The 14,284-nt window shown below is 47.4% G+C and carries 9 protein-coding genes and 1 pseudogene; 6 read left to right on the top strand and 4 right to left on the bottom strand.

Annotated features, from left to right (window positions below; translation table 11 throughout):
- Positions 1 to 263: 263 nt before the first annotated feature.
- Entirely contained in the window at positions 264 to 1,241 is a 978-nt protein-coding gene (gene rbsK, locus QT974_RS18555) for a ribokinase (protein ID WP_333469908.1), read from the top strand.
- A gap of 94 nt (positions 1,242 to 1,335) precedes the next feature.
- Here the strand turns inward: rbsK and QT974_RS18550 are convergent, their stop codons facing one another.
- Positions 1,336 to 2,610 carry a ribulose bisphosphate carboxylase small subunit gene (locus QT974_RS18550; RefSeq protein WP_333469907.1) on the bottom strand — a complete coding sequence of 425 codons (1,275 nt, stop codon included), beginning with the start codon at positions 2,608 to 2,610 and terminating at the stop codon, positions 1,336 to 1,338.
- A 230-nt stretch (positions 2,611 to 2,840) separates the two neighbouring features.
- Between QT974_RS18550 and QT974_RS18545 the strand changes: the two genes are divergently transcribed.
- The 3 genes from QT974_RS18545 to QT974_RS18535 all read left to right on the top strand — a co-directional run bounded on the left by QT974_RS18545 (position 2,841) and on the right by QT974_RS18535 (position 9,795).
- On the top strand, positions 2,841 to 4,112 hold the full coding sequence (locus tag QT974_RS18545; RefSeq protein WP_333469906.1) for an aspartate aminotransferase family protein: 1,272 nt from the start codon (positions 2,841 to 2,843) through the stop codon (positions 4,110 to 4,112).
- A 359-nt stretch (positions 4,113 to 4,471) separates the two neighbouring features.
- Entirely contained in the window at positions 4,472 to 8,152 is a 3,681-nt protein-coding gene (locus tag QT974_RS18540) for a CHAT domain-containing protein (RefSeq protein WP_333469905.1), read from the top strand.
- A gap of 182 nt (positions 8,153 to 8,334) precedes the next feature.
- Positions 8,335 to 9,795, top strand: a complete 1,461-nt coding sequence (locus QT974_RS18535; RefSeq protein WP_333469904.1) for a hypothetical protein — start codon at positions 8,335 to 8,337, stop codon at positions 9,793 to 9,795.
- 322 nt (positions 9,796 to 10,117) lie between these two features.
- On the opposite strand, the gene QT974_RS18530 is transcribed toward QT974_RS18535, so the two are convergent.
- Both QT974_RS18530 and gltX read right to left on the bottom strand, forming a co-directional pair.
- Positions 10,118 to 10,552 carry a CAAD domain-containing protein gene (locus tag QT974_RS18530; RefSeq protein WP_333469909.1) on the bottom strand — a complete coding sequence of 145 codons (435 nt, stop codon included), beginning with the start codon at positions 10,550 to 10,552 and terminating at the stop codon, positions 10,118 to 10,120.
- 423 nt (positions 10,553 to 10,975) lie between these two features.
- Positions 10,976 to 12,397: pseudogene (gene gltX, locus QT974_RS18525) on the bottom strand (glutamate--tRNA ligase); the annotation flags it as partial.
- A 337-nt stretch (positions 12,398 to 12,734) separates the two neighbouring features.
- Here gltX and QT974_RS18520 point away from each other — a divergent pair.
- Positions 12,735 to 13,220, top strand: a complete 486-nt coding sequence (locus tag QT974_RS18520; protein WP_333469903.1) for a thiol-disulfide oxidoreductase DCC family protein — start codon at positions 12,735 to 12,737, stop codon at positions 13,218 to 13,220.
- An 85-nt stretch (positions 13,221 to 13,305) separates the two neighbouring features.
- Entirely contained in the window at positions 13,306 to 13,515 is a 210-nt protein-coding gene (locus QT974_RS18515; protein WP_333469902.1) for a hypothetical protein, read from the top strand.
- Positions 13,516 to 13,549: 34 nt separating this feature from the next.
- Here QT974_RS18515 and QT974_RS18510 read toward each other — a convergent pair whose 3' ends face one another.
- Positions 13,550 to 14,143: a hypothetical protein gene (locus QT974_RS18510; protein WP_333469901.1), complete on the bottom strand. Its 594-nt coding sequence runs from the start codon at positions 14,141 to 14,143 to the stop codon at positions 13,550 to 13,552.
- Between the last annotated feature and the right edge of the window lie 141 nt (positions 14,144 to 14,284).

Genomic DNA, 14,284 nt, shown 5'->3' with positions numbered 1-14,284 from the left:
ATTGGTTATTAGTTATTGGTTATTGGTTATTGGTTATTGGTTATTGGTTATTGGTCAAACAGGTCATTAGTTAGATGCCAAAATTAACAAACAAGCAAGATAAGCCAATGAGCGATGACAAATTACGCAATTAAACATTAAAATAAGAGGACTGAAGTCCTCACTACAAACCTAATTACGAATTACCCAATTCCAATATTAAAATTAGAGGACTGAAGTCCGAGCTCTCAAACCTAATTATCAATTACCCAATTCAACAATTTATGAGCATCATTGTATTTGGCAGTATCAACATCGACCTAGCAGCAAAAACTCCCAGATTGCCGCAACCGGGGGAAACTATCATCGGTAGCAATTTTTTTACGGCCGGCGGCGGTAAAGGAGCAAATCAAGCCGTAGCAGCGGCGCGTCTCGGCACTTTTACCCACATCATCGGCCGCGTTGGTAACGATCAATTTGCTGAAGAATTATTGAGAAGTTTACAATCCTATGGTTTGAGTACAGAAAATGTATTAATAGATAAAAGCACTCATTCAGGTGTGGCAATTATTGCCGTAGACGAGACAGGTCAAAATAATATTATTGTGATTCCGGGCGCGAATAACAATGTCGGCGAAGCAGATATCGAACGTCTTAAAAAAGTGTTACCTGAAGCTACATCGTTGCTGTTACAGTTAGAAATTCCTCTAGAATTTGTCCTAAAAGCTGCAAAATTTGCTCGTGAAGTGGGGGTGCGAGTGATTCTCGATCCAGCGCCTGCTGTGGCGGATTTGCCACTCGAACTTTATCCCTTAATTGACATTATCACGCCGAATGAAGTGGAAGCCAGCCAGTTAGTCGGTTTTGGAGTGAATGACACAGAAACAGCGATTGTCGCGGCTAAACAGTTGCAGCAGCGCGGTGTCGAGAATGTTATTGTCAAATTGGGCGATCGCGGGGCGGTTGCCGTGACTGCGGATGAAACTCTTTTTGTGCCGGCTTTTGCTGTGAGGGCGATCGACACTGTGGCTGCTGGTGACGCTTTTAACGGGGGGTTGGCTGCTGCCTTAGATGGCGGGCGATCGCTCTGGGAGGCGGTGGTCTGGGGCTGTGCAGCGGGCGCTCTGTGTGCAACTAAGGTGGGTGCTCAGGTTGCTATGTGCGATCGGGCAACCTTAGATAAATTTTTGCAGCAGCATAATTTAGATAAGACGGCGGTTGAAACCGCGCCTACACAAACGATGTCCGCCTCCGCGGACTGAAGACGATAACATAATTTTAACCGTCTTTGTCTTCAACCCGCTCTTCTAGGGTTTTGCTTGTATAGACGCGGTTTCAACCGCGAGCGTCTTCTGCCTACTTTGGCCGTTGAATAATTGTTTCAACTACCCGGCGCTTGACTTTTGGATCGATACCAATCAGTCGCACGTATTCGCCGCCGTGTTCGGCTAAGCAAGTTTCTAAAGATGCAACCACATCTTTTTCTTGTGCAGTTTTAATTGTCGCACAACTTTGCCAAGAACCTGTTTTAAAGCGGCGATTGTCTGCATATTCCATGCCAATTTTGCAGCCTCTTGCTAACAATTGTTGTACTTGTTCCAATACCTCAGAACTTAGCCGCGCAGCTTGACCGTTACCAACTTCAGAACTTGGCTCGACGTAAGCCTTATAATATTTCGAGTTCGGGTCGTTTAATTGGCTTTGCGTCGGCGCAGTAGCCGGGACATTGACAGTTCCTTGAACATTGAACAGGCGCGATTGGTTGTATTCATCTACCAAGCGCATTTCCTGAATCCGCTTTTGTTGACCCACCATCAAACTGCCCATTTCTAATAAACGAGCGAGGCTGAAATTAGGGTTCGGGAAATCTGGCGGTGCTTCCAGAGTGTTTACCAAACGCTTGGAAACTTGCTCGATTCCTATTTTGTGGATGAATTCGCGGATTTGTTCGTCGTAAATGCGCGATCGCAAAGCGCTAAAAAAGTCGATCGCCTGAGCGGCAAAATTATCAACCAAACCCACTATCTCGGTTTGTGACAAATTGTCAGACTCAAAAATTCCGCCAACAATCCCAATTTTATCATCCCGGCTGGGTTCCCAATAAAACTTTTCCATCCGCCCGTCGCGAATCAGCGGCGCGTACAGCGTAGCAAAGTCATTTCCTGTGACAATAATTGGCACTCGGTGCAGCGGCGTACTGTCATAACTTCCCGGTAACTGCACGTTAGTTGGATTGTCCGCAATATTCATCAGAGTGGCATTCACCATCTGAGTATTCACGGTATATTGAGTAGTAGTATCGAACCTGCCAGCCCCCGCATCTAAATCGTTAATAAAAATTGCGCACATCTCGCCGCGCACGCGAATTTGCTCCGCAGCTTCGCGGTAGCGCAAACGAATTAAACGCGCCGGATCTCCGGCATCGGGACTTTCTAATTCTCCGCCAGATATCATCACTGGTTCAAAGCCCATCCGCTGAAAAACCAGTTCAGCTTGAAATGTTTTGCCTTCTCCTTTACGGCCGTGAATTCCCAAGATTAGCGGAACTCTTACGCCTGGTAAATTTAAAAAGTTCTTAGTGATGTGCACCGCAACTTTATCGAGAAAATTAGGAGAAATGTAATAACTCATCAGTAGATTTGTGAGGGATTTATTGATGTTAAGCTGTAACTCGTGCAAATTACATATTCGGGGCAGCGTCGGAGCAGTGCCCCACAAGAATTTGATTGTTTCTTGATATACAACTTAAATGCAGAACAGCTTACTGTGACGATTTTTTGACAAAAGTAACAAGCTGCACCGCGAACCTGGATTTTTGCCGTACAATCGAGGTTTAGATATTATATGTTAAGGAGCCGTTCGTGAGTCCAGAAACCTTACTCAAAGAACCAAGCGTGCAAGCCGAAGCCAGTCCCTCCAGTTCTGAAAGCTTCGACAGCTATGTAATGAATACTTACGGGCGTTTTGCGATCGCCCTGGAACGCGGACTCGGCTGTCGCGTTTGGGATACCCAGGGCCGCGAATATCTCGATTTTGTCGCTGGTATCGCTACCTGCACTCTGGGACACGCCCACCCGGCGATGATTGCAGCGGTAACTCAGCAAATTCAGACTCTACACCACGTTTCAAATCTTTATTACATCCCCGTACAGGGTGAGCTGGCGAAGTGGCTTGTAGAGCATTCTTGCGCTGATAGAGCTTTCTTTTGCAACTCTGGGGCCGAAGCTAATGAAGCGGCAATTAAACTGGCGCGCAAGTATGCCCATGAAAAATTAAATATCTCGAATCCGACAATCATCACCGCTGTGGCGAGTTTCCACGGGCGGACTTTGGCGACGATTACGGCGACGGGACAACCTAAATATCAGAAGGGTTTTAGTCCGTTGGTTCCGGGATTTCACTATGTTCCTTACAATGACATTAGTGCGATCGAAGGCGCGATCGAGCAACTCGACAAAGACGAACGCCAAGTCGCAGCAATTATGCTGGAAGCGCTGCAAGGTGAAGGGGGAGTTCGCCCCGGAGATATCGCCTACTTCCAGCGGATTCGCGAAATTTGCGACGAAAAAGGCATTTTGCTGATTCTTGACGAAGTGCAAGTCGGAATGGGACGCAGCGGCAAATATTGGGGCTACGAAAATCTCGGGATTGAACCGGATATCTTTACTTCGGCGAAGGGGTTGGGCGGCGGTATCCCGATCGGCGCTATGCTGTGCAAGTCGAACTGCGATGTCTTTGAACCGGGAAGTCACGCTAGCACTTTTGGCGGCAATCCTTTTGCTTGCGCTGTCGCTTTGTGCGTGTGCCAAACTTTAGAACGGGAAAATTTGCTGGAAAACGTCCAGCAGCGCGGATCGCAGTTGAAAGCTGGGCTCAACAAGTTGGCGGCCGCCTATCCGCATTTGATTGCTGAGGTGCGCGGCTGGGGCTTGATTGTCGGGTTGGAATTGCAGGCTGATATTGCACTAACATCGGCCGATATTGTCAAATCGGCGATTGCCGCTGGTGTGCTTTTGGTTCCCGCCGGGCCGAAAGTCCTGAGGTTTGTCCCGCCGCTGATTGTCTCTGCTGCTGAAGTCGATCGCGCAATGCTTGCTGTGGAGGAAGCGCTGCGCTCTCAAGCGGTACACTAAATTCACTGAGTTGATTTTTGTGAGCTTTGGCTCGGCTGCCGTTCGCACTCGCGCCAGATGTACGCGCACTGGATTGAGACTAAACCCGGTTTATTTCGAGATTTTTGGTGGCTCAACCCCAGAGTTGTCAAAAAAACCCTGTTTCTGAGTCTACAATCTCAATCGCCAAACATTCAACCCGCCCCGCTGTAATTCTGTCGGGGCGGGTTTGTCAAGTTTAGGACAGACACCGAAACCTGTTTTTTTCAGACAAATACGTTGTGGCGATGTGTATGGTGGAAAAACCTAGTTCTGTTTAATCCCCTCGGCGACTCGTACCTGCGGTTAGGGATTGATATTTCAACCAGGAACTGATTTAATTGCTGCACAAAAGCAGCGATCGTATCGTTAATAGTTCGGCGGAATGCACGATGGACGAACAGCGTCGCGAAACTGATGTTAATATGCTCCGAGCGCTGCTGGAAAATCCTGTGGACTCAGGAATAGATGTGATTTTGAGGGCGGACTCAAAGTCGATCGACTTTGGGTTCGTGCAAACCCTTTACTTGCAAAAGCCGGCAATGACGCGAGACAGTTTGCTCGATGCGGCCAAGTTTTTCCAAAGGGCGATCGCACCCTTAGCATCGACAAAGGGCAATGCTAAATTATCCGCAATCGGGGCAGCATACCTGACTTTTTTAGCAGAAGTATTGCAGGCTGTGGCGCCCAGCGCTGATTCGCAGCACGTATACGCGCTGTTGAAAATTAATTTAGACAAACTCGACCAGAATTTCGCGCAACTGCTGCGCCGCTGGGCAACTTTGGTACTACCTGCTGCCAATGAATCCGAAGCCCGGCGCATTGCAGCTTCGATCGGCAATCTGAGCAACAAAATTGGGCGGTTTCCCCTCGGTAGCAAGGCCAATAACTTGGAAATCGAAATTGCAGGTTACGAAACAGTGGCTAAGGTGTTTACCCGCAAAGACTTTCCCCAAGAGTGGGCGGTGATGCAAAACAATCTGGGTAACGCTTACACCGATCGGCCTAAAGGTGATAAAGCTCAAAATATCGAACAGGCGATCGCTTGCTTTGAAAATGCCCTGCAAGTGCGGACTCGCGAACACTACCCATCCCAGTGGGCGACCCTGCAAAACAACCTGGGCAACGCTTACAGCGAGCGCCTCAGGGGCGATTTGGCAGAAAATCTCGAACAAGCCGTCGCCTGCTATCAAAACGCGCTGCAAGTTCGCACCCGGGAAGCTTTTGGGGGAGAGTGGGCAAGCACTCAAAACAATCTCGGTCGCGCTTACAGCCGCCGCCTGCGGGGCGATAAAGGTCAAAACCTTGAGCTTGCCGTCGCTTGCTTTCAAAATGCTTTGCAAGTCTACAACCGCAAGGTGTTTCCCCGGCGCTGGGCCACAACTCAAAATAATTTGGCAAATGCTTATTGCGAGTTGCTGCGGGGAAATCGAGCTGAAAATCTCGAATACGCTGTCACCTGCTATCAGAGAGCTTTGCAAGTGCGGACTCGGGAAGCTTTACCGCTACAATGGGCGACGACTCAAAGGAATTTGGGCAGGGTGTTTATCGATCGCATCAAAGGCGATCCCGAAGACAATGTAGAAATGGCGATCGCCTGCTTTCAAAATGCTTTGCAAGTCTACACTCGTGCCAAATTTCCCGAAGCCTGGAGTTCGATCCAAACTTACCTCGGCAGGATTTACAGCCTGCGAATCAAAGGGGAAAAATCGGAAAATACCGATCAGGCGATCGTCTGCTTTCAAAATGCTTTGCTCTTTTGCAACCGCCAAAAATCTCCCGAACGCTGGGCAATGCTCTGGGCCTACCTCGGACGCGCTTTCAGCGAACAGGTCAAAGGTGAAAAAAACCGCAATCTCAAAAGTGCGATCGCTTGCTATCAAAATGCCTGCCAAGTCTACACCAAAAAGCGAGTTCCCAACCGCTGGGCAATGCTGCAAATTTATATGGGGCAAGCTTTTTTGGAACTGACCCAGACGGAAAACTCGTCCTACCTCGATCGCGCGATTTCTTCCTATCACAGCGCCGCCCAAGTCTACACTCGCGAAACCTATCCGCACCGCTGGGCTCAACTTTTATTTTATTTGGGTCAAGCTTACCGAGCTCAGGGCGATTTTTTTCGAGCCTACGGTTTGTTTGCTGCTGCTGTGGATACTGTGGAATTCTTGCGCAGCGAAGCTGGGGTTGATACGGCCGATTTGGGCGATCGCGCCAGTACCGTAAAAACCAAATTAACCCGCACTTGGACTGAACTCTATAAATCGCTGATCGAAGTTTGCCTGGCACTCGGTCGCACCGAGCCGGAATACTGTGCTAAAGCCCTGGAATACGCCGAACGTCACAAAAATCGGAATTTAGTAGAACTGCTGGTAAAATCGCATTTGACGCCCAAAGGGGACATTTCCGCAGCGGTGGTGCAGGAATTGGAGTCGCTGCAATCGGAAATAGCCGGGGAACAGCGGCAGCAAGAACAGCGAGAGTCCGAGCCGAGCCATAGCTTGATGTCTGAGGGCGACAGCCAAAGTTTGAACAGCGGTTCTCTGCTGCCGAACTCGGACTTGATTCATTTAAATCAATTGTGGCGGCAGCTTGATGGGTTGATTGCTCGATCGGTGCAAGCAAAAGATCCTTTCTTCAGCTTAGCCCGCAAAGTTGACCCCATCGCTTTCGAGCAAATTTGCCAATTGTTACCTGATGCCAATTCCGCTGCGGTGGTGTGGGCGAGTTTGGGGGATTTGCTGGTGGCTTTTGTGGTGGTTGCTGGCGCCAAGTATCCCGCCGTTCACCTGTGTTCGACCGACAGTGCTGTGGCAGCCGAAACTTGGGCCAGGGAGTACCTCAGCGCTTATTCCGAACAAAAAGGTCGGTGGATCAATCATCTTCCAGCTCGGCTCAAACGCTTGGCTGCGCTGCTGGAAATCGATCGACTGGTGGCGCTAATTCCAGAAAATTGCGATCGACTGATTTTTGTACCGCACCGATTTTTGCACGCTTTGCCGCTTCACGCTTTACCTCTGGGGGTAAAAGATGGGTTTGACAGCAGCAGCGGCGGAGGTTTTAGGTCTAATTGGGGTTCGCACAGCGGTTTTGATGGAGATGCGCAGGGTGGTTCTGATTTTTCTCAAGGTTCTAGTTTTGGCGAGGTTGCAGCACCAGTTTATTTGACCGATCGATTTGCCGGAGGAATTCGCTATGCTCCTAGTTGCGCTCTTTTGCGCTTGAAACAAATCGCGCGCAACTCAGCTATTGGTCGCTACAGACCTCGTTTGCAGCATCTGGTTGCAGTTCCCACTTTCACCAGAAATTCGCTCTACAGCAACATCGAAATCGGCAATAGTTCTCAGTATTTTTCTAGTGCAGAAATTTTGCGCCAGAAACAGGCGCTTAAAGAAGCTTTTTCCCTAGCAATACCGTCAGCAGACCGCGGAAATTTTTTCCGGGAAATAGGGCAATTGCAGCAAAAAAAATGCGCTCACTTTGCTTGTTTGAGTTTGCTGAATTTGGCTTTCCCACTCAAATCCGGCCTGTTTTTGAGAAATGATTCTCTGAACCTGGAAGAAATTTTTAATTTAAATTTTCGGCAATACTTTTTAGTAACTTTATCAGCTTGCGAAGTTGCAGCCGAATCCCCGGGCGCGGCGGTCGATTTTGTCGGTTTGTCGGCGGGTTTTTTGTATGCTGGTACCTCTAGTGTTGTCAGCAGTCTTTGGAAGGTGAACGATGTTTCGACCCTGCTGCTGACGAGCAAGTTTTATGAAAATCTGGGGCAGTTTCCTCGGTTGCAGGTAGGAGATGTGGCGCGAGCACTCGGGGACGCTCAAAGGTGGCTGCGAGATTTGACTGGGGAAGAACTGGAGGTGTTGCTGGCGGATTTTCAACCTCAAATTTCGCAAACATTCGATCGGCTTTCTCAAAGTTCTCGCCTGATTGCGGAGGCTTCTTTGCAGCAAATTCGCAACCGCAAACGCTGTCCTTTTGCCAATCCCTATCACTGGGCAGCTTTTACTGCTGCTGGCATTTAGTCAGTTGACTGCGAAAGCAGTTTACTACAGCTTGCCCCCCTGTAGCCGAAGGGTTGTCAGCAGTTGCCAAAATACCTAGATTTACCTAGAAATAAAAGTTAATTCAACGGTGGTCAGTAGATTTAAGATAGATGTTAATATATAAAAATCAAGTCAGGCGAACCCGACAACTATCGAACTAAATGACCAGCATCACTTACTGCAAAGCACTTTCTACACCGATAGATGAGTTGAACGCGATCGGTAAAACTCAGCTAGAAATGTTTTTGAGCGCTTACACACCAATATTTCACAAAGCAGTATGTGAAACTGTCAACTTTATGATGTTAGGAGAAGGATTTAACAAGTCATACTGGAACACGCACCTACAAAAAACTTACGGTATTAGCAAACGTCATGCCAATGGTGTAATCTCATCGGCTAAGGGTGCTGTTGATAGCGCCAAGGAGTGCCGGATTTCACACATAAAAACCTTAGAAAATAAAGCTAAATCTTGTGAAGCTTGGCTGAAAAAAGCTGAGAGAAAACTCAAATTAGCTCGTAAGTTTTACGCTAAAAAGAACTGGCAAAATAGTAAAAGCGGTTGTGCATTTCCGTTATCTAGTGACCAAAAGTATAGACAAACTAACTGGCAAAAACTACGCTTTCAGATACACAATAAAAAACGTAAGCTGACCAGGTATCGGCAAATATTAGCCGTCCTAAAATCAATCCCTGTGCGGGTTCGTGTCCCCAAGAATCAAGCCTTTATCGTGGGTTCCAAAGATGAATCTTATGGTAATCAAGTGTGTCAGTGGGATGGGGATAATTTAATAGTTAGAGTGCCAGCTTGTTTAGAATCTAAGTTTGGTAAAAATGTAGATTCGTATATTGGCGACTTCCCTCGCAATATTAACCGATTACCAGCTACGGGCGCTAAAACTTGGCACTTCTATTATAAATCTGGTAAATGGTGTGTTGCTGTTAGTTTCACGCCCTCCAATGTTGAGCAGGTATCGCGTTCTGTAGATTATGGCTGTATTGGTATCGACATGAATCCCGGCTCGATTGGTTGGGCGTATATTGATACCGAAGGTAACTTGAAAGCACACGGTAAAATCCCACTACAAACTGGTTTACCCAAGGGTCAACAGCAAGCTCAAATTGTTAAAGCTTGCCTAGAATTATCGGCATTAGCTATCAAGTTTCAATGTCCAATAGTCTGCGAGGAATTAGACTTTACCAGCAAGAAAGAGCAACTTAGAGAACGTGGCAAGAAATATGCTCGGATGCTATCAGGTTGGGCTTATTCTGAGTTTTTTAAGTTGTTAAACTCAATTCTTTATAACAGAGGTATTGAGCTTTTAACGGTCAATCCTGCTTATTCTAGTATTATTAGTTTAGTCAAATATCTGAGGATGTATGGTTTGGCTAGTGATGAAGCAGCGGCGTTAGTTATCGGCCGTAGGGGAATGAGATTGTCGGAAAAAATACCAGGCTCCTTAACCGCCTTTGTTGAGGTGAACTCAACAAAGCACGAGGAGAGCCTGTGGAATCAACTGAATAAAAAAATCAAGCAATCTGGAATAATAACTAATAGACATAGTTACTATTCTAACTCTAACTGGGATTTCCTGGGCAACCTTGACATTGAGGAAGCGTAAGCGATAGGAAAGAATGCTTAAGAAACTTAAACCGCTGAGTCTTGCTAGGTTTACCTAGATTTTTAAAAGCGGTTCTATAAAACCATAGTTAAGCAAACAAGACAAACAGTTGTTTTGTTTGCAGTCTGCTCGCTATGGCTGGTGCGTCACTGTCAGATTCTCGGTTTGTATTGAGGGATTTTTTTCAAGCGACGCACCCACGGCCATTGCTACTTGCATCCGTTGCCAAACTTGCTTCTTCCTTCATTAAAAAACCCGACACTGACAACAGATTTAAAATTGTCAGTATCGGGCAAAAAATCAACAGATTACCAGCAAAAATTTAGGACTTTTTGCCAAAAACTTGTTCTTTCAAAGCTTGAATTTCTTGACCTAATTGTTGGCGGTTGGAAGAGCGCAACAAATAGCGGTAGATAAACCACGCGGTGTATCCGATACCAATTAACTCGAATGTGGGTGCTAGCAGGGGAATGTCATTGAGTTCGTCTATTACGCCCAACAGCACTTTCAAAGAGACAATCGAGGCTAAAATCACGCCGACAACTGTCAGGGGACTTTTGTACTGCTCGTAAAAGCTGCCGATGTAAGCCGGAAACTCGGACAAAATTGAGATAATTTGTTCTTTGATTTGCTGGGTCTGATTTGGCGGTTCTTCGGTAATTATGACTTTTGTCGTACCGCTGGAACTGTCTGCTACATTTTCAGCAGGAATTTCGGTGATAATAATGGTTGTTTCTGGTTCGTTTGATGAAGTCATTTCTCCACTCGCAATAATTTTTTGCTGGTTGGCGGCAGGTATTTCAACTGCTGCTGCGGCTGTTTCAACGGCCGAAATATCGACTGCTGAAACTTCCGTTCCGACTGTTTCAACAGTCGGGGTTTCTACTGCTTTAACTTCCGCTGCTATTTCAACAGTTGGGGTTTCTACTGCTGTAACTTCCGCTGCTATTTCAACAGTTGGGGTTTTTACTGCTGTAACTTCCGCGGTTGGTTCTGCTGCGGGGGTTGCAACTGTTTCAACAGTTGGTGTTTCGACTGCTGAAACCTCCACTGCTGGCTGTTCCGGGGCGGAAGTCTCAGCGGGAATTGCCGTGGAAGTTTCGGCCTTGGGTGGTTCTGGGGTAGGAGTTTGGGCCGCGACACCAACAGCCGACAATTTCAAGTTGCTAATGGCATCAAGCAAGCGGGTTTTCGCCGTCCCCCGCTGGTGAAGGATTACCCAAGATTCTATCAGGTCGGGGCCGTGCATTGCACCTGTCAGACCTGCTCTGAGCGATCGCATAATTAGCCCTTTGTTAAGATTTTTCTCTTTACTGAGCTTTTTAGTGATTTTCTGAGCTTCGGCTGATGTGAGAGTGGAATGACTTTCCAGAGCTTCTAGAACTGCTTGCAGGGCTTCTGCGGCCCCTGTTTGCTGCAATTGTGCGAGGGCTTCTTCTTCGTATTCCACAGTTGGGGAGAAGAACAACTTGCACATACCGACAGCATCGGTTAAGCGAACCAGACTCGGGCCGATTAAAGCAGATATTTGTTCGAGCCAAGGCCGGTCTGCCTCCGAATCAAACTCATAACCGGCTTTCTGCCAATAAGGTACCAGCAAATCTGTCAATTGGGATACTGGCATTTTATGCAGGTATTGACCGTTGAGCCAATTGAGTTTATCCCAGTCAAATTTTGCACCTGCTTTGTTGACTCGATCGAATGTAAATACTGCCGCTGCTTCGGACAATGTAAATATTTCTTGCGTTGAATCCGGCGCCGTCCAACCCAGCAAAGTCATGTAATTGACTAAAGCTTCGGGGATATAACCCATATCTTTGAAGTCAGAAATCGAGGTAACGCCGTCGCGTTTAGAAAGTTTTTGCCCTTGCGAGTTCAAAATCAGCGGCGTGTGGGCAAATTCGGGGATTGTCGCGCCCAAAGCTTCGTAAAGCAATATTTGTTTCGGAGTATTCCCGATGTGATCTTCGCCGCGGATGACGTGGGTGATAGCCATGTCGATGTCATCGACAACTACTGCGAGGTTGTAGAGGGGTTGGCCGATGACGCTACCGCTGGATGCCCGGGCAATTACCATATCGCCGCCGAGGTCGCTACCTTTCCAGGTTACGGTGTCGCGTACCATGTCGTTCCACGCGATCGTGCGATCGTCCTCAATCATAAACCGAATCACAGCTTGCCGCCCTTCGGCTTCAAAAGCTGCGCGCTGTTCCTCAGTCAGATTGCGGTGGCGGTTGTCGTAGCGGGGGGCTTGTTTGTTGGCTTTTTGTGCTTCCCGCATCTCATCGAGTTCTTCCGACGTGGTGTAGCAGCGGTAAGCGAGTCCTTTGTCGAGCAGGGTTTGGACTGCTTGGCGGTATATTTCCAGACGCTGGGACTGAAAACTCGGGCCTTCGTCCCAGTTCATACCCAGCCAGGTAAGTCCTTCGATGATGTTGTCTGTGTATTCGCTTTTAGAACGTTCGACATCAGTGTCTTCTACCCGCAGGATGAATGTTCCGCCTTGGTTGCGGGCAAACAGCCAGTTAAATACGGCGGTTCTGGCGGTACCGATGTGGAGGTTTCCGGTGGGACTGGGGGCTAGACGGACTCTGGCGTTCATGTAGATTTTTGCTTGGAGATTGGGGGCAATTTGCTGGTTGGGAAAATAGTTGATGTTTAAGACTTCAAATTTTATTATATTTTGTTGCCGCCTTAAAATTTTTGGTTGGCGGTTGCTTTGCCCTTGTTTGCTCGAAGGCCTGTGGTTTAGCGATCGGGCGAAAGTCTCCTGCAACGATCGCAGCAGAGGGCATCTTGACGATATTAGCACTGCCACCTCCGGCGACTGGATTAACCTTTGGGACGATTTTTGAAACTACTAATCACTCTCTGGTACCCGATCGCGCTCAATTCTTTTAAAATGTTGATGTGCGATCGCTCTTAAAATAAATTTCCCTATGTCTGCGACTAAAACTGAATTTCCCGAATCTGTTGAAATTAAACCATCTTGGCAGATTGAGCTGCTGTACGACGGTGAATGTCCGCTGTGCGTGCGGGAGGTCAATTTCTTGAAAAAACGGGACGCGGGGCGAGGTTTGGTGTCGTTTGTCGATATTGCGGAGGATGGCTACAACCCCCAAGCGCACGGCGGGATTGACTACTACACGGCGATGGGCCGGATTCACGCGGTGTTACCCGACGGTACGGCAATTAAAAATGTTGAGGTTTTTCGGCGGATTTATGAGATTTTGGGGATGGGCTGGGTTTATGCGGTGACTAAGTTGCCGGTGATTGGGACGATCGCCAATTGGCTGTACGGAATTTGGGCAGACTGGCGGCTGAAATTGACCGGCAGACCGAATTTAGCGACTGTGATGGGCGATCGAGCTAAACGCCTTGATTGCGACAATCTCAGTCGCTGTCGGGTAAATGAGGAGGTTTAGAAGAGGGTAGATCGGACTCGCCGATGGTTTCTAGTCCACCGAAAAAACATCAAAATAAAAAATCAACTTTCGCAGATCAAAAAATATGCAAGATGCAGGCTATACAGTCTTCATTGGTTTCGGACTTCTCTGGGTAGTGATGGGAATTGTTGCTGTGATTACCCTTCTCAAGTCAGATGGCCAAAAGATTCAGTTTGGGAAATGGGGACTGCTAGTTGGTATTCCGATAATTTTGCCGATCGTCCTGGTTTTAACCTATCAGATATTGCGACCGTTTATTATCCGACACCATTGAGGCGATCGTCCAATCAATAGAAATTCAATTAATTTTAAACATCAGGTTGAACATCGATCCACAGTCGGGAATATTCTTCTTGCACAGAGCGATCGAGTTCCTGTGCTAATTCCGCCGGCAAACTCAGAGCTTTAATCAATTCTTGTACATCTGCCAAATCTTTCAATCGACCGCGACCGCTCAAACCCGATGACAACTTCAGTTCAATCAGTGTAACCAACCGAACAACTTTAATGCCGTCTTTTTCAACAGCTACGGCTGCCGGGTTAGGAAAGCTAACTGATTTAGGTTTCCCATCTCCTGGGAACTCTCCGGTTGTGATAATCTTCACAGACACTCCTGTCTTCACATCCTTAAACATTTTGGTAGCACCAGCAAAAGCCGGCACAAATCCGCGACCAAGTAAAATCGATCGAAAGGAATCCAACCCTTGCGGTGTCATCAACAAATCTACATCTTGAGTAGTTCTGACATAGCCATGAATCACAAGAGCCATACCACCAATTACTGCATAGTCAATGCCTGCTCTCGACAAACTTTGAGTAATGTTTTGGAGTGCTTCATAGACCTTGCCTTGCTGCATAAAGAAAAGTTCAACTTCCTGTAAAACAACACTTGTGTCTAGCATTTAGGAGATTCCTCACTTAAAACTTGCTTTGTTAAGAGCAATTAGTGAGCTTTTTTTTACTATCTCAAATGAACGGGACAGACGGGGCTCGAACCCGCAACTTCCGCCGTGACAGGGCGGTGCTCTAACCAATTGAACTAC

The sequence above is a fragment of the Microcoleus sp. BM001215392 genome (genome assembly GCF_036700185.1).
Classification (GTDB): Bacteria; Cyanobacteriota; Cyanobacteriia; order Cyanobacteriales; family Microcoleaceae; genus Microcoleus.
Note: the sequence above shows the minus strand (reverse complement) of the source record. Positions and strands in the feature narration are given on the sequence as shown.

Excerpts from the sequence above, each read along its gene's own strand:
- QT974_RS18550 (WP_333469907.1), bottom strand. The coding sequence starts at position 2,610 with ATGAGTTATTACATTTCTCCTAATTTTCTCGATAAAGTTGCGGTGCAC.
- QT974_RS18530 (WP_333469909.1), bottom strand. The coding sequence starts at position 10,552 with ATGACTTCATCAAACGAACCAGAAACAACCATTATTATCACCGAAATT.
- rbsK (WP_333469908.1), top strand. The coding sequence starts at position 264 with ATGAGCATCATTGTATTTGGCAGTATCAACATCGACCTAGCAGCAAAA.
- QT974_RS18535 (WP_333469904.1), top strand. The coding sequence starts at position 8,335 with ATGACCAGCATCACTTACTGCAAAGCACTTTCTACACCGATAGATGAG.
- QT974_RS18515 (WP_333469902.1), top strand. The coding sequence starts at position 13,306 with ATGCAAGATGCAGGCTATACAGTCTTCATTGGTTTCGGACTTCTCTGG.
- QT974_RS18510 (WP_333469901.1), bottom strand. The coding sequence starts at position 14,143 with ATGCTAGACACAAGTGTTGTTTTACAGGAAGTTGAACTTTTCTTTATG.
- QT974_RS18520 (WP_333469903.1), top strand. The coding sequence starts at position 12,735 with ATGTCTGCGACTAAAACTGAATTTCCCGAATCTGTTGAAATTAAACCA.